The sequence below is a fragment of the Caulobacter zeae genome, from assembly GCF_002858925.1.
GTDB lineage: Bacteria > Pseudomonadota > Alphaproteobacteria > Caulobacterales > Caulobacteraceae > Caulobacter > Caulobacter zeae.
This window is the reverse complement of record NZ_PJRS01000041.1, coordinates 122,855-148,040: the sequence shown is the minus strand read 5'-3', so window position 1 is coordinate 148,040 and position 25,186 is coordinate 122,855. Positions and strand designations below refer to the sequence as shown.

At 67.8% G+C, this 25,186-nt stretch carries 30 protein-coding genes, 1 tRNA gene and 1 pseudogene; 7 read left to right on the top strand and 25 right to left on the bottom strand.

Annotated features, from left to right (window positions below):
• Positions 1 to 114: 114 nt before the first annotated feature.
• Positions 115 to 489: an antibiotic biosynthesis monooxygenase gene (locus tag SGCZBJ_RS20195; protein ID WP_101719728.1), complete on the bottom strand. Its 375-nt coding sequence runs from the start codon at positions 487 to 489 to the stop codon at positions 115 to 117.
• Positions 490 to 567: 78 nt separating this feature from the next.
• On the opposite strand from SGCZBJ_RS20195, the gene soxR reads away from it, so the two are divergent.
• Together soxR and SGCZBJ_RS20185 are read left to right on the top strand one after the other, a co-directional pair.
• Positions 568 to 1,023: a redox-sensitive transcriptional activator SoxR gene (gene soxR / locus SGCZBJ_RS20190; RefSeq protein WP_101719727.1), complete on the top strand. Its 456-nt coding sequence runs from the start codon at positions 568 to 570 to the stop codon at positions 1,021 to 1,023.
• 58 nt (positions 1,024 to 1,081) lie between these two features.
• Positions 1,082 to 1,696: a DUF1287 domain-containing protein gene (locus SGCZBJ_RS20185; protein ID WP_101719726.1), complete on the top strand. Its 615-nt coding sequence runs from the start codon at positions 1,082 to 1,084 to the stop codon at positions 1,694 to 1,696.
• Between the two features lie 43 nt (positions 1,697 to 1,739).
• Here SGCZBJ_RS20185 and argC read toward each other — a convergent pair whose 3' ends face one another.
• The 5 genes from argC to SGCZBJ_RS20160 all read right to left on the bottom strand — a co-directional run bounded on the left by argC (position 1,740) and on the right by SGCZBJ_RS20160 (position 6,652).
• Positions 1,740 to 2,693: an N-acetyl-gamma-glutamyl-phosphate reductase gene (gene argC, locus SGCZBJ_RS20180; protein WP_101719725.1), complete on the bottom strand. Its 954-nt coding sequence runs from the start codon at positions 2,691 to 2,693 to the stop codon at positions 1,740 to 1,742.
• A 165-nt stretch (positions 2,694 to 2,858) separates the two neighbouring features.
• Positions 2,859 to 3,332, bottom strand: a complete 474-nt coding sequence (gene rpsI / locus SGCZBJ_RS20175) for a 30S ribosomal protein S9 (RefSeq protein ID WP_101714260.1) — start codon at positions 3,330 to 3,332, stop codon at positions 2,859 to 2,861.
• Positions 3,333 to 3,335: 3 nt separating this feature from the next.
• A complete protein-coding gene (rplM, locus tag SGCZBJ_RS20170; protein WP_058346911.1) occupies positions 3,336 to 3,809 on the bottom strand; it encodes a 50S ribosomal protein L13 in 474 nt (157 codons plus the stop codon).
• 249 nt (positions 3,810 to 4,058) lie between these two features.
• Entirely contained in the window at positions 4,059 to 5,537 is a 1,479-nt protein-coding gene (locus tag SGCZBJ_RS20165) for an alkaline phosphatase (protein WP_240621589.1), read from the bottom strand.
• An 83-nt stretch (positions 5,538 to 5,620) separates the two neighbouring features.
• Positions 5,621 to 6,652 (bottom strand): COX15/CtaA family protein, encoded by a 1,032-nt coding sequence (locus tag SGCZBJ_RS20160; protein WP_101719723.1) that lies wholly within the window; start codon positions 6,650 to 6,652, stop codon positions 5,621 to 5,623.
• A 171-nt stretch (positions 6,653 to 6,823) separates the two neighbouring features.
• Here SGCZBJ_RS20160 and SGCZBJ_RS20155 point away from each other — a divergent pair, with 171 nt between their 5' ends.
• Together SGCZBJ_RS20155 and SGCZBJ_RS20150 are read left to right on the top strand one after the other, a co-directional pair.
• Entirely contained in the window at positions 6,824 to 7,075 is a 252-nt protein-coding gene (locus SGCZBJ_RS20155; RefSeq protein WP_101719722.1) for a GlsB/YeaQ/YmgE family stress response membrane protein, read from the top strand.
• Entirely contained in the window at positions 7,066 to 7,302 is a 237-nt protein-coding gene (locus tag SGCZBJ_RS20150) for a DUF2842 domain-containing protein (RefSeq protein WP_240621594.1), read from the top strand. The genes SGCZBJ_RS20155 and SGCZBJ_RS20150 overlap by 10 nt, the downstream gene beginning before the upstream one ends.
• 79 nt (positions 7,303 to 7,381) lie before the next feature.
• On the opposite strand, the gene SGCZBJ_RS20145 is transcribed toward SGCZBJ_RS20150, so the two are convergent.
• The 7 genes from SGCZBJ_RS20145 to SGCZBJ_RS20115 form a co-directional block, all read right to left on the bottom strand.
• Positions 7,382 to 7,458, bottom strand: a tRNA-Pro gene (locus SGCZBJ_RS20145).
• Between the two features lie 73 nt (positions 7,459 to 7,531).
• Complete coding sequence (locus tag SGCZBJ_RS20140; RefSeq protein WP_101719720.1) at positions 7,532 to 7,963, bottom strand: MerR family transcriptional regulator; 432 nt, start codon at positions 7,961 to 7,963, stop codon at positions 7,532 to 7,534.
• A gap of 12 nt (positions 7,964 to 7,975) precedes the next feature.
• On the bottom strand, positions 7,976 to 8,278 hold the full coding sequence (locus SGCZBJ_RS20135; protein WP_058346906.1) for an integration host factor subunit alpha: 303 nt from the start codon (positions 8,276 to 8,278) through the stop codon (positions 7,976 to 7,978).
• Between the two features lie 222 nt (positions 8,279 to 8,500).
• Positions 8,501 to 9,478 carry a beta-ketoacyl-ACP synthase III gene (locus SGCZBJ_RS20130; protein WP_101719719.1) on the bottom strand — a complete coding sequence of 326 codons (978 nt, stop codon included), beginning with the start codon at positions 9,476 to 9,478 and terminating at the stop codon, positions 8,501 to 8,503.
• Positions 9,475 to 10,557, bottom strand: coding sequence for a phosphate acyltransferase PlsX (gene plsX / locus SGCZBJ_RS20125; protein WP_101719718.1), 1,083 nt, complete (start codon positions 10,555 to 10,557; stop codon positions 9,475 to 9,477). The genes SGCZBJ_RS20130 and plsX overlap by 4 nt, the downstream gene beginning before the upstream one ends.
• A gap of 84 nt (positions 10,558 to 10,641) precedes the next feature.
• Entirely contained in the window at positions 10,642 to 11,181 is a 540-nt protein-coding gene (locus SGCZBJ_RS20120) for a YceD family protein (RefSeq protein WP_101719717.1), read from the bottom strand.
• Positions 11,166 to 11,573 carry a ubiquinol-cytochrome C chaperone family protein gene (locus SGCZBJ_RS20115; RefSeq protein ID WP_338065465.1) on the bottom strand — a complete coding sequence of 136 codons (408 nt, stop codon included), beginning with the start codon at positions 11,571 to 11,573 and terminating at the stop codon, positions 11,166 to 11,168. Before SGCZBJ_RS20115 ends, SGCZBJ_RS20120 begins: the two co-directional genes overlap by 16 nt.
• Positions 11,574 to 11,817: 244 nt before the next feature.
• Between SGCZBJ_RS20115 and SGCZBJ_RS20110 the strand changes: the two genes are divergently transcribed.
• Both SGCZBJ_RS20110 and SGCZBJ_RS20105 read left to right on the top strand, forming a co-directional pair.
• Positions 11,818 to 12,306, top strand: a complete 489-nt coding sequence (locus SGCZBJ_RS20110) for an outer membrane protein assembly factor BamE (RefSeq protein ID WP_101719715.1) — start codon at positions 11,818 to 11,820, stop codon at positions 12,304 to 12,306.
• A 182-nt stretch (positions 12,307 to 12,488) separates the two neighbouring features.
• Positions 12,489 to 13,043 (top strand): response regulator, encoded by a 555-nt coding sequence (locus SGCZBJ_RS20105; protein WP_101719714.1) that lies wholly within the window; start codon positions 12,489 to 12,491, stop codon positions 13,041 to 13,043.
• Between the two features lie 118 nt (positions 13,044 to 13,161).
• On the opposite strand, the gene SGCZBJ_RS20100 is transcribed toward SGCZBJ_RS20105, so the two are convergent.
• The 8 genes from SGCZBJ_RS20100 to glyA form a co-directional block, all read right to left on the bottom strand.
• Positions 13,162 to 15,297, bottom strand: coding sequence for a sodium-translocating pyrophosphatase (locus SGCZBJ_RS20100; RefSeq protein ID WP_101719713.1), 2,136 nt, complete (start codon positions 15,295 to 15,297; stop codon positions 13,162 to 13,164).
• 214 nt (positions 15,298 to 15,511) lie between these two features.
• Positions 15,512 to 16,036: a hypothetical protein gene (locus SGCZBJ_RS20095; RefSeq protein WP_101719712.1), complete on the bottom strand. Its 525-nt coding sequence runs from the start codon at positions 16,034 to 16,036 to the stop codon at positions 15,512 to 15,514.
• Positions 16,037 to 16,045: 9 nt separating this feature from the next.
• Positions 16,046 to 16,675, bottom strand: a complete 630-nt coding sequence (locus SGCZBJ_RS20090; RefSeq protein ID WP_101719711.1) for a hypothetical protein — start codon at positions 16,673 to 16,675, stop codon at positions 16,046 to 16,048.
• 9 nt (positions 16,676 to 16,684) lie between these two features.
• On the bottom strand, positions 16,685 to 17,767 hold the full coding sequence (gene thiL, locus SGCZBJ_RS20085; protein ID WP_101719710.1) for a thiamine-phosphate kinase: 1,083 nt from the start codon (positions 17,765 to 17,767) through the stop codon (positions 16,685 to 16,687).
• The gene (gene nusB / locus SGCZBJ_RS20080; protein ID WP_101714274.1) at positions 17,751 to 18,206 is read right to left on the bottom strand and encodes a transcription antitermination factor NusB; all 456 of its coding nucleotides are present in this window, start codon (positions 18,204 to 18,206) and stop codon (positions 17,751 to 17,753) included. The genes thiL and nusB overlap by 17 nt, the downstream gene beginning before the upstream one ends.
• The gene (locus tag SGCZBJ_RS20075; RefSeq protein ID WP_101719709.1) at positions 18,203 to 18,667 is read right to left on the bottom strand and encodes a 6,7-dimethyl-8-ribityllumazine synthase; all 465 of its coding nucleotides are present in this window, start codon (positions 18,665 to 18,667) and stop codon (positions 18,203 to 18,205) included. Before SGCZBJ_RS20075 ends, nusB begins: the two co-directional genes overlap by 4 nt.
• An 81-nt stretch (positions 18,668 to 18,748) precedes the next feature.
• Complete coding sequence (nrdR, locus tag SGCZBJ_RS20070; RefSeq protein ID WP_101714276.1) at positions 18,749 to 19,222, bottom strand: transcriptional regulator NrdR; 474 nt, start codon at positions 19,220 to 19,222, stop codon at positions 18,749 to 18,751.
• A gap of 32 nt (positions 19,223 to 19,254) precedes the next feature.
• Positions 19,255 to 20,544 carry a serine hydroxymethyltransferase gene (glyA, locus tag SGCZBJ_RS20065; protein ID WP_101719708.1) on the bottom strand — a complete coding sequence of 430 codons (1,290 nt, stop codon included), beginning with the start codon at positions 20,542 to 20,544 and terminating at the stop codon, positions 19,255 to 19,257.
• A 204-nt stretch (positions 20,545 to 20,748) separates the two neighbouring features.
• On the opposite strand from glyA, the gene SGCZBJ_RS20060 reads away from it, so the two are divergent.
• The gene (locus SGCZBJ_RS20060) at positions 20,749 to 21,192 is read left to right on the top strand and encodes a Ros/MucR family transcriptional regulator (RefSeq protein ID WP_101719707.1); all 444 of its coding nucleotides are present in this window, start codon (positions 20,749 to 20,751) and stop codon (positions 21,190 to 21,192) included.
• A gap of 108 nt (positions 21,193 to 21,300) precedes the next feature.
• Here SGCZBJ_RS20060 and SGCZBJ_RS20055 read toward each other — a convergent pair whose 3' ends face one another.
• The 4 genes and pseudogenes from SGCZBJ_RS20055 to mmsB form a co-directional block, all read right to left on the bottom strand.
• Positions 21,301 to 22,095: an SDR family NAD(P)-dependent oxidoreductase gene (locus SGCZBJ_RS20055; RefSeq protein WP_165799392.1), complete on the bottom strand. Its 795-nt coding sequence runs from the start codon at positions 22,093 to 22,095 to the stop codon at positions 21,301 to 21,303.
• Positions 22,096 to 22,188: 93 nt separating this feature from the next.
• On the bottom strand, positions 22,189 to 22,833 hold the full coding sequence (locus SGCZBJ_RS20050; protein WP_101719705.1) for a hypothetical protein: 645 nt from the start codon (positions 22,831 to 22,833) through the stop codon (positions 22,189 to 22,191).
• Between the two features lie 10 nt (positions 22,834 to 22,843).
• The gene (gene hemA / locus SGCZBJ_RS20045; RefSeq protein ID WP_101719704.1) at positions 22,844 to 24,070 is read right to left on the bottom strand and encodes a 5-aminolevulinate synthase; all 1,227 of its coding nucleotides are present in this window, start codon (positions 24,068 to 24,070) and stop codon (positions 22,844 to 22,846) included.
• A gap of 167 nt (positions 24,071 to 24,237) precedes the next feature.
• Positions 24,238 to 25,170 (bottom strand): annotated as a pseudogene (gene mmsB, locus SGCZBJ_RS20040) (3-hydroxyisobutyrate dehydrogenase); the annotation flags it as partial.
• Between the last annotated feature and the right edge of the window lie 16 nt (positions 25,171 to 25,186).

The window sequence follows — 25,186 nt, the reverse complement described above, 5'->3', positions numbered from 1 at the left end:
AGGAGATCGCGCAGCGACCGGTGTGGGGCGTGGCCGTAAACCGGCCCGCGCCTCGAAAGCTGAAAACTTCCCCCCACCGGCCTGCGGCCGCCTCCACCAAGAGGGGGAGGTTTTTTAGACCATACCCACCGCATAGGCCTCGGCGAACACGCCCGCCTCGGACTTCTCGATCAGCGGACGCACCCGGGCCATATGTTCGGTGAAGCGCGGATCCTCGCGGAAGAGGTCGGCGTCCGCCTGGGTGTCGAACACCGAGATCAGCACCAGCCCCTGTTCTGAGCGAAACAGCCGCGCGCCGCGCAAGCCCTTCACCTTGCCCCGCAGGCGCAGGTGTTGGGCCAGTTGCAGCTCGAGGAAGGCTTCGAACTGGCCGACCTTCGGACGGATGACGCTGATGTTGACCACAGGCTCGGGGCGGGCCGCCCTAGGCTCGACGGGGCTGGCGACAGCGGCGGCTGCGACGGCGGTCGTGGCGGCGGCGAAGGTCATGGGGAGGCGCTCCAGGAAGGCGTTGTCGGTTGCGGAGCCCTTCCTGTAAAACCTCAAGCAAACTTGAGGTCAAGCGCCATGTCCGACTGCCCCTCCGCCTTCCAGACGCTCAGCGTCGGCGAACTGGCCAAGCGCGCGGGCGTGGCGGTGTCGGCCCTGCACTTCTACGAGGCCAAGGGCCTGATCCGCAGCCTGCGCACCGAGGGCAACCAGCGGCGCTATCCGCGCGGCATGCTGCGGCGGGTGGCGGTGATCAAGGTGGCCCAGCGCACCGGCATGCCGCTGAACGAGATCAAGCAAGCCCTCGCCGCCCTGCCCGACGACCGCGCGCCCAGCCAGGAAAACTGGCGCGACCTGTCGGCGGCATGGCGCGATGATCTCGACGCCCGCATCCGCCGCCTGACCCAGCTGCGCGACCAGCTGGACGGCTGCATCGGCTGCGGCTGCCTGTCGCTGAGCGCCTGCCCGCTGCGCAATCCGGACGACTCACTGGCCGCCCAGGGCCCAGGACCTCGCCTTCTGGATGAAATTTGACGCCAGCAAGACCGACGTTCGCCCAAAACTCGCCCCGATCACGGCGGAGCTTGTCGCCATGCTCGATCTCTCTCGCCGCACAGCGCTGAGCCTGCTGGCCGTCGCCCCCTGGTTGGGCGCGGCCGCGCGCGGCGACGGCCTGAAACTGGCCCAGGCGGCGCGAACCCAGATAGGCGTGACCCTGGACTACGACCCCAGCTATCGCGCGATCGGCTATCCGCGGGGCGACGTCCTGCGCTCGACCGGCGTCTGCTCCGACGTGCTGGTGCGGGCCGCCCGCGACGCCTGGAACATCGACCTGCAGGAGCGCGTGCACGCCGACATGACCCGCGCCTTCTCGGCCTATCCGGCCAAGCGCGCCTGGGGCCAGAAGAGCGCCGACGCGAACATCGACCACCGGCGAGTGCTGAACCTGGAGACCTATCTCGACCGCCAGGGCGCGAAGCTGCGCGCCAGCCAGGACGCCCGCGCGGGCGACGGCTTTTCCGATCCCCTGCCCGGCGACGTGCTGACCTGGCGGCTGTTCGGCAACGGTCGCCCGCATATCGGCGTGGTGGTGCAGGGCCCCGACAAGGTGCGCGTGGTGCACAACATCGGCGCCGGCGCCCGCGAGGAGGCGCTGTGGATCTTCAAGCTGCACAAGCCGGTCGGGCATTACCGGTGGCGGGCGTAATGATGCGCCCTTCAGCCCCCTCCCATAGGGAGAGGGAAACTCTTTAAAGCCCGGCCTTCTCGTCCAGGCCAAGCGCCAAGTTGAGGTTCTGTACGGCGGCGCCCGAGGCGCCCTTGCCCAGGTTGTCGAGCAGGGCCACCAGGCGGGCCTGGCCGCTGGTGTCGGAGCCGAACACGAAGAGCTTCAGGCGGTTGGTGCCGTTCAGCCCCTCGGGATCAAGGGTGGCCATCGATTTGGCTTCATCCAGCGAAGCCACCTCGACGAAGCTCTCGCCCTTGTAGTGGGCGGCGAGCGCGGCGTGGAGGTCGCCCAGCGAGCACGAGCCTTCCAGCAGGCCAAGGTGCAGCGGCAGTTCGACCAGCATCCCTTGCGCATAGCGGCCGACGGCCGGGGTGAAGATCGGGCGCGTCAGCAGGCCGCCGTGCTTCTGGATCTCCGGCACGTGCTTGTGGGTCAGCGACAGGCCGTAGATGCGGTAGGCGGCCTTGGTGTAGTTCGGCGAGGTCTCGTCCTCGAACTCGGCGATCATCGCCTTGCCGCCGCCGGTATAGCCCGAGACGGCGTTGAACGAGACCGGTAGGTCGGACGACAGCAGGCCGGCCGAGACCAGCGGACGGGTCAGGGCGATGGCGCCCGTGGCGTAGCAGCCCGGGTTCGAGATTCGCTTCGAAGCCGCGATCTTCTTGCGCTGCTCCTTGTCGAGCTCGGGGAAGCCGTAGGTCCAGTCGGCGTTGGTGCGATAGGCTGTCGAGGCGTCGATCACCTTGACCAGCGGGTTCTCGATCAGGCCGACGGCCTCCTTGGCCGCGTCGTCGGGCAGGCACAGGATCACCGCGTCGGCGGCGTTCAGCATCTCGGCGCGGGCGACCGGGTCCTTGCGCTTGTCGGGATCAATCGAGATCAGTTGCAGGTCGGTGCGGCCGATCAGGCGCTCGCGGATCTGCAGGCCGGTGGTGCCGACTTCGCCGTCGATAAAGACCTTGGGGGTGTTCGCCATGATGCCAACTCCTCGGCCTGGGCCGCTTCGCGTCGAGCCCAGTCTTGCAGCGCCATGTGACCGGCGCATGCGTTCGGGCGCTGTCCGGCCCGAGCGGAAGTCACAAGAAAAAGGGCGCTTCGGATAACCGAAGCGCCCTCTTCCAAAACGCGTGCGACGACGCGCTTAGCGCTTCGAGAACTGGAAGCTGCGGCGGGCCTTGGCCTTGCCGTACTTCTTACGCTCGACGACGCGGCTGTCGCGGGTCAGGAAGCCGTGCGGCTTCAGGACCGGGCGCAGGGCCGGTTCGTAGTAGGTCAGGGCCTTGGACAGGCCGTGACGGATGGCGCCGGCTTGACCCGACAGGCCCGAACCTTCGACGGTGACGTCGACGTCGAACTGGCCGAGACGCTCGGTCACTTGCAGCGGCTGGGCGATCATCATGCGCAGCACGGGGCGAGCGAAGTAGACTTCCTGGTCGCGGCCGTTGACCGTGATCTTGCCGGTGCCCGGCTTGATCCAGACGCGCGCGATGGCGTTCTTGCGCTTGCCGGTCGCGTACGAGCGGCCTTGGGCGTCGATCTTCGGCTCGGCCGGAGCGGCCGCTTGCGGGTTGCTGGACAGGCCGGCCAGCGCGTCAAAACCTTGAGCTTCGGACATGGCTTAGAGGCTCCGGGTGTTCTTGACGTTGCGCGCGGCGAAGTCGATGACTTCCGGGCTTTGCGCTTGGTGCGGGTGCTCAGCGCCGGCGTAGACCAGCAGGTGCGTCAGCTGCTTGCGAGCCAGCGGGCTCTCCTTCGGCAGCATGCGCTCGACGGCCTTGTTCAGGACGCGTTCCGGGAATTGACCGCCCAGCACCTTGCGCGGGGTGGTTTCCTTGATGCCGCCCGGGTGACCGGTGTGACGGTAGTAAACCTTGTCGTCCAGCTTCTTGCCGGTGAACTTCACCTTGTCGGCGTTGATCACGACGACGAAGTCGCCGCAGTCGACGTGCGGGGTGTAGTCAGGACGGTGCTTGCCGCGAAGACGCATGGCGATGAACGTCGCCAGACGGCCGACAACGGCGTCCTTGGCGTCGACCACGATCCACTTCTTCTCGACCTCGGCGGGCTTCAGGGAAGCCGTGGTCTTTTGCATGGGATTGATCCGTAATTCTTGTGCATCGGGAGCCAAGGGATTGGATCCGTCCGCGTGAGGGGCGGCTGATACCCAAGGGTTCGCCGCCTGTCAACAATGCGCATGCAGGAAAGTTCAGAAAGCCTTGTAGCGTAAGGGTTTGCGCAATGCGGTATTCAAATACCATACCACTTGTTCTCAGCAGTTCCAGACATAGAAAAAGGCGGACGCCCTGGGGCGTCCGCCTTTTCCGCGACCAGGGCCCCTCGCCTAGTTGCCGGCGTCGAAGCCGAAGGCGTGGCGCATGACCTGGAAGATGTAGCTCTCCTCGACCACGCCGCGGACGAGGTAGGCGCCCGGGCCGTCGGCATAGACCCCGACGTCCTCGCCGGCATGGGCGGCGCTGGGCAGGTGGGCGACGGCCTGCTGATGGTAGTCGTCTTCGTCGAGGTCTTCCTTGGCCGGGTCGGCGCGCAGGTTGTTCCCTTCGACGCCGCCGGGCCCGGTGGCGAAGCTGAGCACGGTATAGGCCTTGCCGTCGCCGGCCACGACCGGTTCGCCCTCGTTGCCGGCCAGGCCCAGGATCGGGGCGTTGCGCGCGGCATAGCCCGAGATCACCAGGCCATGGCTGTGGTCGGCGGTGACGATGACCAGGGTGTCCTTCAGGTCGACCTTGTCGAGCACGGCCTGGACGGCGTCGGAGAAGGCCGCCGTCTCGGTCAGGGTGCGCTTGGCGTTGTTGAGGTGGCTGCCCATGTCGATCTTGCCGCCCTCGACCAGCAGGAAGTAGCCCTTGGGGTTCTTCGACAGCACGTCGACAGCCTTGGTCGCCATCTGCGCCAGGCTCGGCACACCCTGCCCGCTCTGGGCGCGCTCGACCTCGTAGGGCAGGTGCTCGCCGGCGAAGAGGCCCAGCAGCGGGCCGGTCCTGGCCGGGTCGATCGCCTTCAGCTGATCGGCGGTCGCAACGTAGGCCGCCCCCTTGGCCTTGGTCCATTCGACGGTCAGGTCGCGGCCGTCGGCGCGCTTGCCGCCCTTGGCCTCGGGCAGGAAGCGGGAACGGCCGCCGCCCAGGGCGACGTCGAGGCGCAAGTTGGCCGGGGCTTCGACCAGCTGGCGGGCGATGTCCTTGCAACCGCCGGAGAGGGCCTCGGCGGGCATGTCGGCGTCGGCTTCCCAGTCGCGATAGGCGGTGTGGGCGAAGGTCCCGGCGGGCGTGGCGTGGGTGATGCGGGTGTTGGTGACCGCGCCGGCCGACAGGCCGTGGGCCTTGGCGATCTCGGCGATGGTGGCGACGCGGGTCGCCGCCGCGCTGGCGCAGCTCTCGGGCTTGGCCTCGCCGGTCAGGCCGATGACCTTGTTGCGGGTCTTCACGCCGGTGGTGATGGCGGTGATGCCGGCGGCGCTGTCGGTGACCTGGGTGTCGTGGCTGTAGGTCTTGGAGAGCGCGGTGAAGGGCAGCTTCTCGAACGACAGGGCGTTGGACTCGCCATCCACGCCCTTCTGCTGGCCCTGCCAGATGCGGCCGGCCACGGCGGTGGAGATGCCCATGCCGTCGCCGAGGAACAGGATGACGTTCTTGGCCCGCCCCGTATTGGCGGTCACCGCCATGGCCTTGGCCAGCGCCGCCTGGCCGGCCTTGTAATAGGGGTCCGCCGCCTGGGCCGGCGAGGCGTCGGCGGCGTGGGCGAGGGCGGGCAGCAGGGCCAGGGCGCAGACGCCGGCCAGGAACGAGGAAGCGCGGATCACGGGGGCAGTCTCCAGCAGGGACATCGCGCGTGCTCTGCTGGAGTTTCGTGACAGTTCTTCGAGCCTCGCGGCGGAAACCGCCCTTACGGGCGGCGGACTCGCCAGGCGAAGGCGGTGGCCGCCCCCAGCAGCACGGCCGCGCCGGCCTGGTGCAGGACGCCCAGGCTCAGCGGCACGGCGGCCATCAGGGTCCAGACGCCCAGGCCCGCCTGCAACGTCACCACGCCCAGAAGGACATAGGCGGTGATCCTGGCCTCATGCGGCAGGCGACGCGCACGGGCCGCGCCGACGGCGATGACGATCGCGGCGGCGAAGACGGCGTAGGCCATCAGGCGGTGGTGCAGTTGAACCGCGCCCTGGCTATGGGCCAGGGTGCCCCAGAACCCATGGCCCGCGTACTGGTCAGGCAGCAGCGCACCGTTCATCAACGGCCAGTCGTTGTAGACGAGGCCGGCGTCGTTGCCGGCCACCAGCGCGCCCAGCAGGCTCTGGAAGAACACCGCGCCCAGGAAGCCCAGCGCCCAGCCGCGCCAGTCGCTGCGCTCCTCGACGCGCGGCGCGCCATTCCAGGCGTCCAGCGCGGTCCAGATCAGCAGCACGAAGAGAGCCAGAGCCAACCCTAAGTGGACCATCAGCCGCTCGGGCGCGACCGAAACGCGCTCGGACAGGCCCGAGGAGACCATCCACCAGCCGACGAGCCCCTGCAGGCCGCCCAGGGCCAGCATGGCCCCGCAGCGCCAGATCAGGCGGCGCGGCAGCATGCGGCGAACGAGGAAGAAGGCGAACGGAACGGCGAAGGCGACGCCCACCACGCGGCCCAGCAGCCGGTGCGCCCATTCCCACCAGAAGATGCCCTTGTAGGCCTCCAGCGTCATGTCTGGGTTCACCAGGTGGTACTGGGGAATCTGCTTGTAGAGCTCGAAATTGGCCCGCCAGGCGTCCTCCGACATCGGCGGCAGCGCGCCCATGATCGGCTTCCACTGGGTGATCGACAGACCCGAGTCGGTCAGGCGCGTGGCGCCGCCGACCACGACCATGGCGAAGACCAGCACCGCCAAGACGAACAGCCAGATAGCCACGGGGGCGGAACGGTCGGAACGCAGGAAGGAAGTCATGAAGCCGAAAAAACGCCTGTTCTGGGCCTAAATGGGGCGGCTAGACCCCTACCCCCGCCACAGCTCCGCTGTCCATGCCTGCGGTCGCCTTAAGGGAACCATGACGCGCACGGCCGGCCGTGGCATGGTAACCCCGCTGCGGGGGCGCAGCGCGTTCCAGGGGGAAGTGCAATGAGCGGCGTAGGCGTGTTCAGCGCCGTGGTGATCGGCATCCTGGCCGGCTGGATCGCGGATCTGGCCCTGGCCCGTCGCCACAGCCTGTTTATCAAGCTGCTGATCGGCGTGATCGGCTCGTTCATCGGCGCCTTCATCGCCCAGCGCCTGCATCTGGCCATCCCCGGCTTTCTCGGCAGCCTGGTGGTCTCGGCCGTCGGCGCCACCCTGTTCCTGGCCGTGCTCGGCCTCTTCCGGAGATCCGCGTGAGCGCTCCCCTCATTCCGGCGCGCCTGCGCAAGCTGATCGGTTCGCTCGGCGTGGTCGCCATCCTGCTGGGCTGGATCTGGGCCTTCACCAGCCTCTACGACCACCTGCCCATGAACCGCGCCGTACACCTGATCTACTTCGTGGCGCTGGGCATGGGCTGGGTGCTGCCGGTCATCCCGCTGATCACGTGGATGGGCAAGGCGGACAAACCGCTGGACGTCGGCTAGCGATAATCCGGAAACGAAAAAGGCCGCCCCGAAGGGCGGCCTTTGCGTTTCTTCCGCGATGTTCTCTCCAGGGAGAGAATGGTCGGAGCGACAGGATTCGAACCTGCGACCCCTTGACCCCCAGTCAAGTGCGCTACCAGGCTGCGCCACGCTCCGACGCGGAAGGAGCGCCCTTATAGGCGCCGCTCCTCGCCTCGGCAATCGGAAATCTGAGCGTTTTCCACAGTCCTCAAGAACGGGTCAAAAGCCCGTCCAGCCGGGCCTTTATGCTGGTGAGGTCGTCCAGCGCCTCGACAAGGCGACGGCGCTGCTCGGGGCTGGGCGCCGCCGAACCGGTCGAATCGCCGAAGTCGTCGACAATGGGAGATTCGAGGAAGGCCGCGCCGTTCTGGCCCAGGCCCGCGGCGATGACGTGGGCCACGCCCTGCTCGCGGTGCAGCTTCTGGACGCCCTTGATGGTGTAGCCCTCGGCATGCAGCAGCGCGCGCACGCCGTTCAGCACGGCGATGTCCTGCGGGCGGTAGAAGCGCCGCCCGCCGGCCCGTTTCATCGGGCGAATGAAAGAGAACTTGGTCTCCCAGAAACGCAGGACGTGCTGGGGGACGCCGAGTTCCTCGGCGGCCTCTGAAATCGTGCGGAAGGCGTTCGGCCCCTTCGCCACCGCACGGACTCCTTAGTCGTCCAGAGCGCTGTCGATGCGCGCCTTCATCACCTGGGAGGCCCTAAAGCCGATGACGCGACGCGGCTCGATCTCGGCCGGCTCGCCCGTCTTGGGATTGCGTCCCATCCGGGCCCGCTTCTCGCGGACCTGGAAGACACCGAATCCGGAAAGCTTGACCGTCTCACCCTTCTCGAGCGCCTCGGCCACGAGATCGAGGGTGCGCTCGACGAGACCGGCGCAGTCCTGACGAGTCAGGCCTACTTCCTCGTGGACGGCCTCGCAGAGGTCAGCCCGGGTCAGAGTCGAACCCTTCATAACGCCCCCTATACGCTTCAAATGCGCGAACTCAGCACGGTCCGCGCCAATCGGCCCGCCTTGCGAAAGGGGCGCACGAAAGCCCCGATCTCGCGCGACAAGACCTCGTCAACTTGAGACTGCATGCCGCGAATACCGCATGAAGTCAAAGGGTCAAGCCGGATACTTCATATGCTGAAGCAGGCCATGCGCCAACCCAAGGTCAAGCTTCGTCCGTGAGCATCAAAGGCGCAGGACGCAGGCGCCCCACGTGAGGCCGCCGCCCATCGCCTCGAGCAGCAGCAGGTCGCCCGGCTTGATCCGACCGTCCGCGACCCCGTGGGCGAAAGCCAGGGGAATCGAGGCGGCCGAGGTGTTGGCGTGCAGCGCCACCGTCGAGATCACCTTTTCCTCGTCAATGCCGCAGCGATTGGCCACGCCTTGCAGGATTCGCTGGTTGGCCTGGTGTGGAATGAACCAGTCGACCTCGGGCACGCTCACGCCGGCCTTCTCGGCGGCGGCGTGGATGGCCTCGGAGATGTTGATCACCGCGTGCTTGAAGACCTGGTTGCCCAGCATCCGCAGCTTGCCGACCGTGCCCGTGGTCGACGGTCCGCCGTCGACATAGAGCAGGTCCTGCTTGGTCCCGTCGGCGCGCAGGGCGAAGCCCAGCATGCCGCGATCGGCGGTGGTCCCCTCGCCTTCCTGCGGCTCCAGCACCACCGCGCCGGCGCCGTCGCCGAACAGCACGCAGGTGCCGCGGTCGGTCCAGTCCATCAGGCGGGTCATGGCCTCGGCGCCGATCACCAGCGCGCACTTGGCGTTGCCGCGGGCGATGAAGCCGTCGGCCACCGACAGGGCGTAGACGAAGCCCGAGCACACGGCCTGGACGTCGAAGGCGATGCCGACGCCTGCGCCCAGCTTGCGCTGGACGATGGTGGCGGTGGCCGGGAAGGTCAGGTCGGGCGTCGTGGTTGCGACGATGATCAGGTCGACGTCGGCGGCGGTCTTGCCGGCCCGCTCCAGCGCCTGCTTGGCCGCTTCCACGGCCAGGTCGGACACGGCCTGGTCGTCGGCGGCCTTGTGGCGCTGGCGGATGCCCGTGCGCTCGATGATCCACTCGTCGGACGTGTCGACGATCTTCGACAGGTCTTCGTTGGTGACGATCTGCGGCGGCAGGTAGGCCCCGACGCCGGTCACCACGCTGCGAACTACGCTCACTCGGCGGCTCCCTGGGTTTCGGCGCTGTCTGCGCCGTCGTCCTTGGCCGCTTGGTCTTTTTCCGCGGTCAGACGCTTCAGATTACGATCGATCTCGGCGGTGAAGTCGCTGCGCGCGAGGTCCACGGCCACGCGCACGGCCGAGGCGAAGCCGTTGGAATCGGCGCCGCCGTGGCTCTTCACCACAATACCGTTGAGGCCCAGCAGCGGCCCGCCGTTGACCCGGCCGGGATCCAGGCGCTGCTTCATCTTCTTCAGCGAGCCCGAAGCGATCAGCGCGCCCAGCATGGCCAGCGGGCCGGCGGTCAGGGTTTGCTTGATCTCATTGCCGAAGAACCGGGCCAGGCCCTCGGCGGTCTTCAGGGCGACATTGCCGGTGAAGCCGTCGGTGACGACCACGTCCACCGTGCCGTAGGCGATGTCGGTGCCCTCGACGAAGCCCCGATAGTCGAAGTCGAAATGCGGACTGTCCTGGAGGATGCGATGCGCCTCGCGCACCTCCTCGTGGCCCTTCTGCTCTTCGGAGCCGACATTGAGCAGGCCCACGGTCGGGCGTTCCGAGCCGTGCACGGCGTGGTGGAAGGCCGCGCCCATGATGGCGAACTCGACCAACTGCTCGGCGTCGCTCTCGACATTGGCGCCGACGTCCAGCACCGCCGAGACCCCCTTCATGGTCGGCCAGGAGGCGACGATGGCGGGGCGCTCCAGATCGGCGCTCATGCGCAGGATCAGCTTGGAGATCGCCATCAGGGCGCCGGTGTTGCCGGCCGAAACACAGGCGGCGGCTTCGCCGGAGCGGATCGCCTCGACGGCGTTCCAGAGGCTGGAGCCCTTGCCCCGGCGCATGGCCTGGGCCGGCTTTTCGTCCATGGCGATGGACTTGTCGGTGTGGACGACGGTGCAGACCGCCCGCGCGGCCGGCGCGCGCGCCAGTTCGGCGTTCAGCGCGACCTCGTCGCCGTGCACCAGGAAGCGCACGTCAGGCAGGGTCTTGGCCGCGATCTCCAGCGCCGGAACGACCACGGGCGGACCGTGATCTCCGCCCATGGCGTCGATCGAGATGACTACAGGCTTGGGCACGAGGCGCTATCGACTCCTTAGACGGTCGCGACGCGGCCGATGATTCCCCGGCGTGATATCACGCCGGAAGGCGTAAGGGCCAACTCAGCCCTCGTCGCCCTTCGTTTTAAGCCCCTTCAGGGCCGCGAAGGGAGAAAGCTCAACGGGTTCGGGCGGTTGCACGAACACCGCGCCCGGCTTGCGCGGGAACGGGTCCAGCTCCAGCGCCAAGTGCTCGATGACATAGCCGGAGACGTCGATCGCCTCGCCTTCCAGCACGTCGGGCGGATCGTCGCCGTCCGGGTCGAGGCCCAGCTCGCCGCCCTCGTCCTGGGGCGCGTGCTCGCTGTTGGCCGGCAGCACGTGCAGGCTGAAGCGGGCGTCGATGGGGGTCTCGAAATCCTCGCCGCTGACGCCGCAGGTCTGCACCACGCGAGCGCGCAGCACGCCCGACACCTCGGCCCCATCCATCCACGAACGCAGATAGACCTGGGCTTCAAGCTGATCCAGCGACACCAGGCCCAGTTGCTTGGCGATGGCCTTGCGCACGGTTTCGTCGGGCGTGAGCTTCAGGTCCACCCCGCCGCGGTCGACGCGGGCCAGGGTGACGGTGCAGGGCCAGGGATCGGTCAGACGTTCGGCCATTGCACTTCTCCGTTCAACAAGGCGTCCAGCGACTGCTCCGCCAGAGCTTCGCGCGCCGACCGCACATAGGCGCTAACGGACGCCACGTCACCCTCGCCCCGCTCCTCGAAAACGGTGCGGGCCAGGGCGGCGTCCAGTTCGGCGGCGTTCGGCAGCGTCGCGAAGGCCTCGTCATAGGTTTTCAGCCGGCCGTAGAAGGCGCCGGCCAGCTTCTTCATCTTCTTGCCGACGGCGGTGTCGGACACGCCGATCTGGCGGAAGGCGTCGTCGAGGCCCCGAACATAGGAATCAAACACCGCCTGCGAGGTCTCGGCGGCGGCTTCGCCCTGCCCTTTCAGGCGCTCGATCACCAGCACCACATGCAGGGTGAAGAGCTCGAACCGGCCCTCCATCGAGTCGCGAACGCCCAACTCCGCATAGAATCGTGAAGATCGAGCCTGGGCCGTCGCCGATGCATAGAGTTTTTCCCCCACCAGCGTCGCGGGCCTGGGCTTGAGTAGCCAATCCAGAAACATTCCACGCCTCTATTTCGCCGCGAGCCGCCACTAGATGGCCTGAGCATCCACGCGGGCCATTGAACTAAGCCCGCGCGGGCGATAGGTCAAAGTCCAGCCTTCTTCCGGTTCCGGAGCCTCTATGTCTCGCCCCGCCGTTTTCGCCGCCGCCGCCATCGGCCTCGCCGCCGTCGTCGGAGGCTGCACGCCGCTGACGAGCTATTCCGGCTTCCAGGCCATCGAGGCCAAGCCGGCCGACATGAAGGTGGGCGAGGACAGCAAGTCCACCGTCCGCGAAAAGCTGGGCTCGCCGTCGGCGGTCTCCACCTTCGACAACGACGCCTGGTACTACATCTCGCAGACCACCGACCGCGTGGCCTTCTACAAGCCGCGCGTGATCAAGCGCGACGTCGTGGCCATCAAGTTCAACACCGCCGACGAGAAGGTCGCCTCGGTCGACACCTTCACCCTGAAGGACGGCAAGGTCATCGCCTACAACGGCCGCGAGACCCCGACCCGCGGTCGCGAGATGACCGTGCTCGAGCAGCTGCTCGGCACCGTCGGTCGCGGCGGCATGCTGCCCCAGGACGACGAAGGCGTTCCCGGCACCCGTCCTGGCGACCGTCGCTAGGCTGACGATCTGTGTCGGTTAACCGACACTTCAACCTTACCGAAGCTTGACTATAAGCGCGTGATTTCGTGCGACTTTTTGTCGCCGCATCAACGTTTCCTCAAGCACGCCCGTCACAACCTTCCCGTCTGATCGACGCTGGGGCCCCAACCCTGGCGTCGGTTGCTCTGGGGGAGAAGGTCGTGAGCGCGCTCGATCTGCGGGCGTTGACGATGCTTATCGTCGACGACAACGCCAACATGCGCGGCATCCTGGCCGCGATCCTGAAGTCCGCCGGGGTGCGGCGCATTCTCGAGGCCGGCGACGGCGTCGAGGGGCTGAAGCTGTTTTCCGAACGTGAGGTCGACATCGTGTTCACCGACCTGATGATGCAGCCGGTGGACGGGTTGTCGTTCGTGCACTGGGTCCGCAACTCGCAGGCCAGTCCCAACCCGTACACGCCGATCATCATGATGACCGGTCACGCCACCCGCCGCAGCCTGGACGAGGCCCGGATGGCCGGGGTGACCGAGTTCCTGGCCAAGCCGCTGACGGCGCGCGGGGTGATGCACCGCATCAACGAGGTCATCAACAACCCGCGCGACTTCGTCCGCACCGAGGCCTATTTCGGCCCCTGCCGCCGTCGGCGCATCGATCACGACTTCGCCGGCGACGAGCGACGCGGCGCCCAGCCGGAGCCGACAGCGCTGGGCGGCGAGTCGGAGGTCCAGGCGTTCGATCCGGAAGACTGTTACTGAGGGAGGCCTGACACCCTCCCCTTGGCCCTACGCACGTCATCCCGGCCGCAGGGCCGACAAAAGAAAACGCCCCGGAGCGCGAACTCCGGGGCGTTCTCGATTCAGTGGTATCGCAGCCTCACCCGTGGGCCAGCACCGCCAGAAGCAGCAGGGCCACGATGTTGGTGATCTTGATCATCGGGTTCACGGCGGGACCCGAGGTGTCCTTGTAGGGGTCGCCGACGGTGTCGCCGGTGACGGCCGCCTTGTGGGTGTCACCGCCCTTCGTGTGCAGGACGCCGTCCTTGTCGGTGAAGCCTTCCTCGATCACCTTCTTGGCGTTGTCCCAGGCGCCGCCGCCGCTAGTCATCGAGATGGCGACGAACAGGCCGGTGACGATCACCCCCATCAGCATGGCGCCAAGGCTGGCGAAGGCGTCGACCTTGCCGGCGATGGCGTTGATGACGAAGAACAGCACCACCGGCGAGACCACCGGCAGCAGGGAGGGCACGATCATCTCGCGGATGGCGGCCTTGGTCAGGATGTCCACGGCCTTGCCGTATTCGGGCTTGGTCTCGTAGGTCATGATGCCCGGGTTTTCGCGGAACTGGCGACGGACCTCGGCCACCACCGACTCGGCCGCGCGGCCTACGGCGGTCATCGACAGACCCCCGAACAGGAAGGGCAGCAGGCCGCCGAACAGCAGGCCGACCACGACGTAAGGGTTGGACAGGTCGAAGCTGACCGCCCCCATGCCGTCGAAGAAGCTGCCGGGCGCGGCGTTCTCGGAGAAGAACTTCAGGTCCTCGGTATAGGCCGCGAACAGCACCAGCGCCCCCAGGCCCGCCGAACCGATGGCGTAGCCCTTGGTGACGGCCTTGGTGGTATTGCCGACCGCGTCCAGGGCGTCGGTGGTGACGCGGACTTCCGGGGGAAGGCCGGCCATCTCGGCGATGCCGCCGGCGTTGTCGGTGACGGGGCCGAAGGCGTCCAGGGCGACGATGAAGCCGGCCAGGGACAGCATGGTGGTGGTGGCGATGGCGATGCCGAACAGCCCCGCCAGGTTGTAGGTCACGACGATGCCGACGATGATGGTCAGGGCCGGCAGGGCCGTGGACTCCAGCGACATGGCCAGGCCCTGGATGACGTTTGTGCCGTGACCGGAGACCGAGGCCTGGGCCACCGACTTCACCGGCCGGAAGCCCGTGCCGGTGTAGTACTCGGTGATCACCACGATCAGCGCCGTCACCGCCAGGCCCACGAGGCCGCAGTAGAACAGGTTGTTCGCGGTGAACAGGCGGCCGTCCAGCTCGATCGAGGTCGGCACCAGCTGATGGATCACCCACCACACGGCCGGGATCGACAGGAGCCCGGTGACGATTAGGCCCTGATAGAGGGCCCCCATGATGTTGTTCTTCTTGCCCAGGCGGACGAAGAAGGCGCCGACGATCGAAGTGACGATGCAGACCGCGCAGATGGCCAGCGGCAGCAGCATCATCGAGCCGACGACGTCGGTGCCGGTGAAGAAGATCGCCGCCAGCACCATGGTGGCTACCGTGGTCACTGCGTAGGTCTCGAACAGGTCGGCGGCCATGCCGGCGCAGTCGCCGACATTGTCGCCCACGTTGTCGGCGATGGTCGCGGCGTTGCGGGGGTCGTCCTCGGGGATGCCGGCCTCGACCTTGCCGACGAGGTCGCCGCCCACGTCGGCCCCCTTGGTGAAGATGCCGCCGCCGAGGCGGGCGAAGATCGAGATCAAGCTGGCGCCGAAGCCCAGCGCCACCAGCGAGTCGATGACGACCCGGTCGGTGCCCTCATGCCCGACCGACAGCAGCAGGGCGAAATAGCCCGCCACCCCGATCAGCGCGAAGCCCGCCACCAGCATGCCGGTGACCGCGCCCGAGGTGAAGGCCATCGACAGGCCCTTACCCAGCCCCTCGGACGAGGCCTGGGCGGTGCGGACATTGGCGCGCACCGAGATCAGCATGCCGGCGAAGCCCGCCAGCCCCGACAGGATCGCGCCCAGCGCGAAGCCCACCGGCTGTTCCCAGCCCTTGAAGAAGAAAGCCAGAACGGCGACGACCACGACGCCGACGATGGCGATGGTCGTGTACTGACGGTTCAGATAGGCCTGGGCGCCTTCCTGAATGGCCGCGGCGATTTCCTGCATCTTCGCATCGCCCGGCGAGGCCTTCAAAAGCCTGGCGGTCTGAACCGCACCATACAGCACCGCCAGAAGCCCGGCGCCGATGGCTACGTAAAGCCAAGAACTCATGGGTGTTGTGCCCCTTCGTGTTTCAATCACGAGGGGTCGCGGTTCCCGGCATGGAGGGTCGACGAGCGCCCCAGGCCAGGAGCGGCGGGCGGGCCTTAGGGCCTCATTCCCCCTCGAAGCTCCCTGATCTGGCCCCGACATCGGCGCCAGGGGGAAACACTGACATCCACAAGCCTAGCGCGCAACCGCTTGCGAGAACGGCGTTCGCGAAGCTTCAGGGGATGATCGGAGCCGAATCGGCGGGCGGCGAAGCCGGCTTGGCGGCGGTCTTCGGCGCGGCCTTGGGGAACGGCACGAAGTTGCGCGGCGTCTGCTTGCCTATGGTCACCGCGGCGACCTTGCCCTTTCCGACCAGGGCGAGCGCCTCGCGCATGACGATGGCCTTCACCTTGCCCTCGTCGAGCAGCACATAGCTGCCGGGCTTGTTCAGCGGCTGCTTGTGCGCCGCGCGCACCAGGGCGTCGCGCAGCAGCGGCTCCTTGCCGGCGAAGGCGGTGACGTCGCCGGTCGGCGGCAGGGTCAGCGACAGCTCCACGAAGATGTAGTTGATCAGGCGCCCCTCGGCGACGATCGGCAGGGCCATCGAGCCCAGCTTGATCACCGGATCTTCCTTTTCCTTCTCGCCCTCCCCGCCTTCCTTCTTCTTCTCCTTGCCGGAGGCCAAGGCGGGCGCGGCGCACAGCATCAGCGGCGCGGCGAGCGCCAGCAGGGCGCGACGGGACAGGGCGGTCGAAGTCATGCCCGCCTGTTAACCGAGAAGGCTTGAGGTTTCGCTACCGAGCAGCCACGCGGCCTGCGCCGCAATGAACCGCACGAAGGCTTCGGTCGGTCGCTGCCCGTGATCTTCGACGTAGTGCCGGAAGCCTTCCGGCCACTCCCAGCGATCCAGCCGAAAGGCCCTGTAGCCGTTGACGCGGCTGCAGACCCGGCAATGCGAGAGGCCTCGGTAATCGACCACCTCGGCGCGGACTTCGACATGTTCCAGCGCGGCCAGGAATTCATCTCTTCCCGACCACTCCGGCTCCGCACGCGGCCAGGGCAGGTTCGACGCCTCGGCTTCTAAGGCGCGCCAGTGGCCCTCGAACAGAGGATCACGTCCCTGCACCACGTTTGGATCACCCGCGTCAGCCGGCAGATAATAGACGACGACGTCATCCTCGGCGTCGCCCATGGCGAAGGCGAGCTGGACGTCGACCGTGTCGATCTCGATCACGTGCAACCAGCACGTCCTGTCCGTTTCAAAGGGATGCTGCACCACCGGATAGGCGCGCGGTTGCGACCAGTCCCAGGACAAGGCGTGGACCACGACACCATTGAGGACCACATCGCACACCGAAACGCCCGGAGTGCGAACGAACGCCAGACGCCAGCCCGACATCGCGGCACCTCAGCCGTGCAGCCAGCCCAAGCGCTGAGGCGTGATGTCCTTGCCCTTGAACAGGGCGGCCACGCCTTCGCCCTCGACGAACTCGCCGATGTCGCGCACCGGCAGGCCGGCGGCGAAGGCGGCGGCCTGGAAGGCGGCGACGTCGGCGGCCGGCACGGCGCAGACGACCTCGTAGTCGTCGCCGCCCGAAGCCAGGGACATGCGAGCCTCGCCGCGTTCGGGCTGGGCTTCCAGCCACTTGCGGGCGCCGGTCGACAGCGGCAGGCGGTCGAGGTCGACCTTGACCTGCAGGCCGCTGGCCTTGGCGATGTGGCCGGCGTCCGCCAGCAGGCCGTCGGAAACGTCGGCGGCGGCATGGGCGAACTGGCGCAGGGCCTCACGCAACGCCAGGCGCGGCGCGGGCGTGCGATAGCGGCGGACAAGGCCGCCGTCGGGATCCTCGACCTCGCCCCAGTGGGCCAGCAGGCCGAGCCAGCCGTCGCCGATGCTGCCGGAAACCATCAGGCGATCTCCCGCCTTGGCGCCGCGACGCAGGACGGCCGCCCCTTGCGGGACCCAGCCCAGCAGGGTCGCCGACACGACCATGGCGCCGGAGGTGGTGACGGTGTCGCCGCCCAGCAGATTGACGCCGAAGGCCTGACCGTCCTCGGCCAGGCCGCGAGCGAAGGTCTCGCGATCCTCGACCGTCGTGCCCGAAGGCCAGCCGACGGCCAGGAAGTAGCCGTAGGGCTCGGCGCCCTTGGCGGCGAGGTCGGAAAGATTGGTGCGCAGCAGCCGCCGGGCGACGATGTCGAGATCCTCGCCGGCCAGGAAGTGCACGCCCGCGACCATGGCGTCCTTGGTGATCACCAGGTCATAGCCGGGACGCGAGGGCAGCACCGCCGCGTCGTCCAGCAGGTCGAGCGCGACGGGGTCGCCGTTGGTCAGAGGACGCAGGTGGGTCGCGATCAGCTCGAACTCGTCCGGGCCCGACGGCGCGGCCGCCGGAGGGACGTCGTCGAACCACGACTCGTCGTCCTCCGCCGCCGGCGCTACGGCCGGGGCGGGATCGTCGAACCAGTCGTCGTCAGACTCGGGCGTCACGCGCGATGGCGTCCAGGGCGCCGTTGATGAAGCCGGCTTCCGGCCCCTCGAAGAACGACTTGGCGATCTCGACGTACTCGTCGATCACCACCTCGGTCGGAACGTCCGGGCGGTTCATCAGCTCGTAGGCGCCGGCGCGCAGCACGGCGCGGGCGGTGGCGTCCAGGCGCTCGAGCTTCCAGCCCGAGGCCAGGCGGCGCACGATGGCCGGGTCGATGATCGCCTGCTTGGAGACGACGCCCTTCACCAGGTCGGCGAAGAAGGTCTCGTCGGCCTGGGCCAGCTGGGCGCCTTCGGTGTCCTCGACGGCGCGGTCGAAGCGGTGTTCGGAGAACTCGCGCACGACGGCGTCGACGCCGGCGCCGGAAACTTCCATCTGGTAGAGGGCCTGCACGGCCGCCAGACGCGAAACGGAACGGGGCTGGATGCGCTTGCTCATCGCGCTTGTCCCGACAGCTGACGCTTCAAACCCACGATCTCCAGGCATTCCCGAGCGGCTTGGCCCCCGCGGTCGCCCTGCGAGAGGCGAGCGCGATTCCAGGCCTGATCCTCGTCATCAACCGTCAACACGCCGTAACCAATGGCCAACCTTTTTCCGACGGCCAGGTCCTGCAGGCCGCGGGCCGTCTCGTTGGACACGATCTCGAAGTGGTAGGTCTCGCCGCGCACGACGGCGCCCAGCGCGATGTAACCGTCGTAGCGCACGCCCGACGGGCCCTTGCCGGCCTCCTCGGCGATGGCGATGGCGGCCGGGATCTGCAAGGCGTCGGAAACCGTGACGACCTCGTACTCCGCGCCCTGGGCCTCGATCGCCTGCACGGCGCCGGCCAGCAGCGCATCCGACAGGCCCGAATAACGGCGCCCCTCGACGATCAGCAGACGAATCCTGTCTTCCACCATATGCCTCTGAACTCCTGGGCGGACGGGAGGCCTCACTGGGCCGTCACACGCCGACCCGAAAAATCGAATCGTAGGATGCGCCTATAGCTCGTCTTCGGCGACGTCGCTCAAGCCTTCTTCGCCCAAAAACTTCGCGAAATCACTGGTCTCCCGGAAATCGCGATAAACCGAGGCGTAGCGGACATAGGCTACGTCATCGAGCGACTTCAGGGCCTTCATCACCATTTCGCCGACGACCGACGACTGAAGCTCGGTCTCGCCCTGGCTTTCCAGCTGGCGAACGATGCCGTTGACCATCCGCTCGACCCGCTCGCCCTCGATCGGGCGCTTGCGGGTGGCCAGCGAGATCGAGCGCATCAGCTTGTCGCGGTCGAACGGCGAGCGACGGCCCGACCGCTTGACGATGATCAGTTCACGAAGCTGGACGCGCTCGAAGGTCGTGAAGCGGCCGCCGCACTCCGGACAGAGGCGACGACGGCGAATGGCCGCGCCGTCTTCCGACGGGCGGCTGTCCTTCACCTGGCTTTCGGCGTGGCCGCAGAATGGGCAGCGCATGATCTTGGGCCCTCCCCTGCGGCCTTAGGCCATTAGTTGTAGATCGGGAACCGGGCCGTCAAGGCCAGCACTTCCTCGCGCACCTTGGCCTCGACCGCGGCGTTGCCTTCCGGACCGTTGGCGGCCAGGCCGTTGACGACCTCGCCGATCAGCTCGCCCACGCGGGTGAACTCGGCTTCCTTGAAGCCGCGGGTGGTGCCGGCCGGCGTGCCCAGGCGGATGCCCGAGGTGATCGTGAACGGCGCGGTGTCGAACGGCACGCCGTTCTTGTTGCAGGTCATGTGGGCGCGCTCGAGGCTGTGCTCGGCGTCGCGGCCGGTCACGCCCTTGGGACGCAGGTCGACCAGCATCAGGTGGCTGTCGGTGCCGCCCGAGACGATGTTCACGCCCGACTTGCCCAGCGCGTCGGCCAGTGCCTTGGCGTTGGCGATCACCTGGGCGGCGTATTCCTTGAACGAGGGCTGAAGGGCTTCACCGAAGGCCACGGCCTTGGCGGCGATGACGTGCTCCAGCGGACCGCCTTGCAGGCCCGGGAACACGGCCGAGTTGACCTTCTTGATGATGGCTTCGTCGTTGGTCAGCACCATGCCGCCGCGCGGACCGCGCAGGGTCTTGTGGGTGGTGGTGGTGACGACGTGGGCGTGCGGGACGGGGTTGGGGAACACGCCGCCGGCCACCAGGCCCGCGAAGTGGGCCATGTCGACCATCAGGTAGGCGCCGACCGAGTCAGCGATCTCGCGGAAGCGGGCGAAGTCGATCTCGCGGCTGTAAGCCGAACCGCCGGCGATGATCAGCTTGGGCTTCTCGCGCTGAGCGACCTCGGCGACGTTGTCGTAGTCGATCAGCTGGTCCTGCTGGCGCACGGTGTAGGACACCGGCTTGAACCACTTGCCCGACTGGTTGGCGGGCGAGCCGTGGGTCAGGTGGCCGCCGGCGGCCAGGTCCATGCCCATGAAGGTGTCGCCCGGCTGAAGCAGCGACATGAACACCGACTGGTTGGCCTGCGAACCCGAGTGCGGCTGGACGTTGGCGAAGGCCGCGCCGAACAGCTGCTTGGCGCGCTCGATGGCGATGGTCTCGATCTCGTCGACGTATTCGCAGCCGCCGTAGTAGCGCTTGCCTGGATAGCCTTCGGCGTACTTGTTGGTAAGGATCGAGCCCTGGGCCTCCAGCACCGCCTTCGAGACGATGTTTTCCGAGGCGATCAGCTCGATCTGGTTCTGCTGACGACCCAGCTCCCGACCAATGCGATCGAAGATGTCGCGGTCGGCGGTCGCAAGATCGGCGCCGAAGAACTTGGTCAGGTCGGTGATGGTCGTCATCGGCAGCTCCTTGGGGCGGGCGGCTGGGCTTTGGGCGGCGCGCTCCCGCAAGCGGGAGTCGACGGCGCTCTCTTTAGCGTCCTTCGCGCCACGATCAATGACGGAACCGCGACGATAACCATGCGTTGGTGACGAACCTCGGCGGGGTGTTGCCGCTGCGCCGAGCGTTTTTGAGTGCAAACGAACAGAACGGGCGGGATGCGTATGGCGGCTTCACACGACGAGACGGGGTCGGACATGACGGACGACGCCGATCTGCTGGCGCTGAGCGCGAGCATCGTCGCGGCCTATGTCGGCCAGAACAAGATTTCGCAGACCGCGGTCCCCGACCTGATCCGCACCGTGCACGGAGCGCTGCTGGGGCTGCACGGCGAACCGGTCGCCGCCAAGCCCGCCGAGAAGCAGAAGCCCGCCGTGCCCGTCTCGCGCTCGGTGCAGCACGACTACATCGTCTGCCTCGAGGACGGAAAGAAACTGAAGATGCTCAAGCGCTACCTGCGCTCGCACTACGACATGAGCCCCGAGGACTACCGCCGCAAATGGGGCCTGCCATCGGACTATCCGATGGTCGCGCCGGCCTATGCCGCGCGCCGCTCGGACTTCGCCAAGCAGATCGGCCTGGGCAAGGGCGTGCGCCGGAGGGCGTAGAGGCCAGGGAGGCGAAAACCCCGCCCTTCGACAGGCTCAGGGTGAGGTTTTCACTGCGCCGTCCATGATCCTCATCCTGAGCTTGTCGAAGGACGAGGATCACGCCCCTCACGCCGCCGAGAAGATGTCGCGCTTCTTGAAGCCGGCGGTCATAAACCGCCCCATGGCCTTGGGCATGGTCAGCCAGCGCACCGGCGCGGCCGTGGCCTCGCCCTTCAGCACGCCGTCGGCGATGAACGGCGCCACCGTCTCCACACGATCGCCGAGGATGTTGTAGAGCTTCATCGACTTGGCGCGGTCGGCGTCCGAGGCGTCGCGCATCTCCGACTGCAGAAGGTCGGTGGCGACGATGCCGGGACTGATCGTGCCCATCCGCACGCTGGTGCCGTCCAGCTCCTTGCCCATCGACTTGGTGAAGTAGGTCACGGCCCGCTTGGTGGCGCCATAGAGCGTCAGGCCCGAGGCGGTCATGCCGTCGCTGCCGAAGCCTTCGAAATTGTAGATCGCCCCGCCGCCGGGTTGGGCCAGCATGCGGATCATGGCCAGCTTGGAGGCCTTGATGACACCCAGCAGGTTGGTGGCGACCACCGCGTCGATCTCGGCCTCCTCCACCTGGTCGAGGCGCACGCGCGGCGACACCGAGCCGGCGTTGTTGATCCAGATGTCGACCGATCCGAACCGCTCGACGGCCGTGTTCCACAGCGCTTCCAGGTCGGCGACCTTGCTTACGTCGCAGGCCTGGGCGGCGACCGCGCCGCCGGTGGCTTCCAGCTTGGCCAGGGCCTCGGCGAGGACCGTCGGATTGCGCCCGGAGATCACGACCTGGCAGCCGCGCTCCAGGAAGGCTTCCGCCAGGCCGAAGCCGATGCCGCGGCTGCTGCCGGTGATCACGATGGTCTTCACGGGGCGACTCTCCTGCGCACGAGGCGCCATCCAGCCCCAAGCCACCGACGGGCGCAGCGGCGAAGTGACGGGAAACCGCCACGCGGAGAGGCTTTAGCCGGCCCCTGCCCGCTCCAGCCATCCCCGCGCCTCGGTCCGCGCCCAGGCGATCTCCGGTCCGATGTCGAACCGCGCGTCCTCGTCGGCCAGCGACAGCAGATCCTCGGCCTCGTCCAAGGCGGAAAGGTCATGGGCGGCGTCGCCCAGATAGGCGCCGGGCAATTCGTGCTGGTGGAAGGCGATGTCGGCCAGGATGGCGCGGACCAGATCCACCCTCGCCGCAACGCATAGCGGATCGCGGGCCAGGGCCTGGCGCAGGAACGGCGCGGGCGGCGCGTGCCAGGTCGAGCCGCCGCTCGACAGGCGGGCCAGCCAGACCAACGGCCAGGGATCGGCCGGCTTGGCCTGGGCCCACTCTTCCAGGGTCGGGCGGACCAGCAGGCGAAACAGCGGCACGGGCAGCACGGCTTCAGGCTGGCCGCGATAGGCAAGGCGCTTCTCGCCGATCCAGGCGGCGAAGGCGACACGTTCGGCCAGCGGCCAGCTCACCGCACCGGCGACGAAGGCGTCGAGCGCTTCCAGCGCCTCGCGCCGGAGGCCCTGGTGGCGAAGACGGAAGTAATCGGCCGCGCCCGACCAGCCGGCATGCTCGCACGCATCCTCGGCCAGCTCGCGCAGATAGCCCAGATCGAAACCCAAGACGGGTGCTTTAGGCCGCGTGGCCGCCCATGCGGGCGACGTTGCAGTGCGCCCAGAGCTTCTCCATCGCGCCGACCAGCTTGCGCATCATGTCGTCGGTGTGGAACGGCGTGGGCGTGAAGCGCAGGCGCTCGGTGCCGCGCGGCACGGTCGGATAGTTGATCGGCTGCACGTAGACGCCGTGGTCGGCCAGCAGCATGTCGCTGATCAGCTTGGTGTGGACCGGATCGCCGACCAGCACCGGCACGATGTGGCTGTCGTTCTCCATCACCGGCAGTCCGGCGTCCTGGAACATCTTCTTCAGGGTGGCGGCGCGCTCCTGGTGGGTGTCGCGCACCTCGGGGTGCTGCTTGAGCCACTTCACGCTGGCCAGCGCGCCGGCGGTCAGGGCCGGCGGCAGCGAGGTGGTGAAGATGAAGCCCGAGGCCATCAGGCGCACGGCGTCGATCACCTCGGCGTCGCCGGTGATGTAGCCGCCCATGACGCCGAACGCCTTGCCCAGCGTGCCTTCGATGATGTCGATCTGGTCCATCACGCCGTCGCGCTCGGCGACGCCGCCGCCGCGCTGGCCGTACATGCCGACCGCATGGACCTCGTCGAGATAGGTCATCGCGCCGTACTTCTTGGCAAGAGCCGCCGTGGCGCCGATGTCGGCGATGTCGCCGTCCATCGAGTAGACGCTTTCAAACGCCACCAGCTTGGGCGCGTCGACCGGAGCGGCCGCCAGCAGTTCCTCGAGGTGCGCCAGATCGTTGTGGCGGAAGATGTGTCGCGGGCCGCCGCCGTTGCGGATGCCGGCGATCATCGAGGCGTGGTTCTGAGCGTCGGAGAAGATGATCAGGCCCGGCAGGATCTTCTGCAGGACGCTGAGCGTGGCTTCGTTGGAGACGTAGCCCGAGGTGAACAGCAGCGCGGCCTGCTTGCCGTGCAGGTCGGCCAGCTCGGCTTCCAGCTCCACGTGGTGGTGGTTGGTGCCCGAGATGTTGCGGGTGCCGCCCGAGCCGGAGCCGTGGTCGTCGATCGCCTGGTGCATGGCGTCCAGCACGACGGGGTTCTGGCCCTGGCCGAGATAGTCGTTCGAGCACCAGACCACGACTTCGTTCTCGCCGCCGTCGGCGCGCGTCCAGGTGGCGCGCGGGAAGGCGCCGCGATGACGCTTCAGGTCGGCGAAGACCCGATAGCGACCCTCGTCGCGGATCTGGGAGACAGCGGCGGTGAACGCGGCTTTGTAGTCCATGCTGGTCTCTACCCGTCGAACCGAAGCTCTACGGTCCTTTTCTTCTGGCACGGCTTTTCGCACCACGCAGGCACAGTGTCCACCTAAGGGCCTCTACCTACAAATTGGAATTGGGCGTGGTGTCGCATCGATTGGTTCTATAACCGCCGATCGCAACCCTGCCTTGTTCAAACCAGCTCGGCAATACGGCCGCGCAGCAGTTGCAGGACGGCCGAGAAGTCCTTGTCGCCGAAGCCATTGGCGTCGAACAGGGCGTACAGCGCCTCGGCCTGCGCCCCCATCGGCGTGCTGGCGCCGGCGCGCGCGGCCGCCTCCTGGGCCAGCTTCAGGTCCTTCAGCATCATGGCCGTGGCGAAACCGCCCTCGTAGCCGCGATCGGCCGGCGTGCTGGGGCCCACGCCCGGGACCGGACAATAGGTCGACACCGACCAGCACTGGCCCGACGACTGGCTGGCGATCTCGAAGAAGCGGTCGGCGGCCAGGCCCAGCTTCTCGGCCAGGGCGAAGGCCTCGCAGGTCCCCAGCATCGAGACGCCCAGCAGCATGTTGTTGCAGATCTTGGCCGCCTGCCCCGCCCCGTGGCCGCCGGCGTGGATCACCGCCCGGGCCATCGGCTTCAGCGCAGCCTCGACCGCGGCGAAATCGGCGTCGTCGCAGCCGACCATGAAGGCCAGACTGCCAGCTTCAGCGGCCATGATGCCGCCCGACACCGGGGCGTCGGCGAACCGAAAGCCCGCCGCCCTCGCCTGCTGCGCCACCGCGCGGGCGCTGTCGACGTCGATGGTCGAGCAGTCGATCAGCAGCGCCGACTTGGACGCATTGGCCAGCACCTGCTCGCCATAGACCGAGCGCACGTGCGGACCGGCCGGCAGCATGGTGATGACGATCTGCGCGTCCTTAACCGCCTCGGCCACGGAAGCCGCAGCGACGCAGCCGGCGCCGACGGCCTTCTCCAGCGCCTTGGCCGAAAGGTCGAACGCCGCCACGGCGTGGCCGACCTTGGCCTGGTTGGCGGCCATCCCGCCGCCCATGTTGCCCAGGCCGATGAAGGCGATCCTGGTCATTGTTACGCTCCCTGAATGTGAACCGCGCCTACGTGGGCGCGGTCCTTGTCGT

Coding starts and splice junctions, on each gene's coding strand:
- soxR (WP_101719727.1), top strand. CDS start 568: ATGTCCGACTGCCCCTCCGCCTTCCAGACGCTCAGCGTCGGCGAACTG.
- SGCZBJ_RS20090 (WP_101719711.1), bottom strand. CDS start 16,675: ATGTCGGGCTGGCGTCTGGCGTTCGTTCGCACTCCGGGCGTTTCGGTG.
- SGCZBJ_RS20185 (WP_101719726.1), top strand. CDS start 1,082: ATGCTCGATCTCTCTCGCCGCACAGCGCTGAGCCTGCTGGCCGTCGCC.
- rpsI (WP_101714260.1), bottom strand. CDS start 3,332: ATGTCCGAAGCTCAAGGTTTTGACGCGCTGGCCGGCCTGTCCAGCAAC.
- SGCZBJ_RS20100 (WP_101719713.1), bottom strand. CDS start 15,297: ATGAGTTCTTGGCTTTACGTAGCCATCGGCGCCGGGCTTCTGGCGGTG.
- hemA (WP_101719704.1), bottom strand. CDS start 24,070: ATGGACTACAAAGCCGCGTTCACCGCCGCTGTCTCCCAGATCCGCGAC.
- argC (WP_101719725.1), bottom strand. CDS start 2,693: ATGGCGAACACCCCCAAGGTCTTTATCGACGGCGAAGTCGGCACCACC.
- glyA (WP_101719708.1), bottom strand. CDS start 20,544: ATGACGACCATCACCGACCTGACCAAGTTCTTCGGCGCCGATCTTGCG.
- nusB (WP_101714274.1), bottom strand. CDS start 18,206: ATGAGCAAGCGCATCCAGCCCCGTTCCGTTTCGCGTCTGGCGGCCGTG.
- SGCZBJ_RS20110 (WP_101719715.1), top strand. CDS start 11,818: ATGTCTCGCCCCGCCGTTTTCGCCGCCGCCGCCATCGGCCTCGCCGCC.
- SGCZBJ_RS20195 (WP_101719728.1), bottom strand. CDS start 489: ATGACCTTCGCCGCCGCCACGACCGCCGTCGCAGCCGCCGCTGTCGCC.
- rplM (WP_058346911.1), bottom strand. CDS start 3,809: ATGCAAAAGACCACGGCTTCCCTGAAGCCCGCCGAGGTCGAGAAGAAG.
- SGCZBJ_RS20135 (WP_058346906.1), bottom strand. CDS start 8,278: ATGAAGGGTTCGACTCTGACCCGGGCTGACCTCTGCGAGGCCGTCCAC.
- SGCZBJ_RS20120 (WP_101719717.1), bottom strand. CDS start 11,181: ATGGCCGAACGTCTGACCGATCCCTGGCCCTGCACCGTCACCCTGGCC.
- SGCZBJ_RS20060 (WP_101719707.1), top strand. CDS start 20,749: ATGGCGGCTTCACACGACGAGACGGGGTCGGACATGACGGACGACGCC.
- SGCZBJ_RS20115 (WP_338065465.1), bottom strand. CDS start 11,573: ATGGAGGGCCGGTTCGAGCTCTTCACCCTGCATGTGGTGCTGGTGATC.
- nrdR (WP_101714276.1), bottom strand. CDS start 19,222: ATGCGCTGCCCATTCTGCGGCCACGCCGAAAGCCAGGTGAAGGACAGC.
- SGCZBJ_RS20095 (WP_101719712.1), bottom strand. CDS start 16,036: ATGACTTCGACCGCCCTGTCCCGTCGCGCCCTGCTGGCGCTCGCCGCG.
- SGCZBJ_RS20155 (WP_101719722.1), top strand. CDS start 6,824: ATGAGCGGCGTAGGCGTGTTCAGCGCCGTGGTGATCGGCATCCTGGCC.
- SGCZBJ_RS20075 (WP_101719709.1), bottom strand. CDS start 18,667: ATGGTGGAAGACAGGATTCGTCTGCTGATCGTCGAGGGGCGCCGTTAT.
- SGCZBJ_RS20160 (WP_101719723.1), bottom strand. CDS start 6,652: ATGACTTCCTTCCTGCGTTCCGACCGTTCCGCCCCCGTGGCTATCTGG.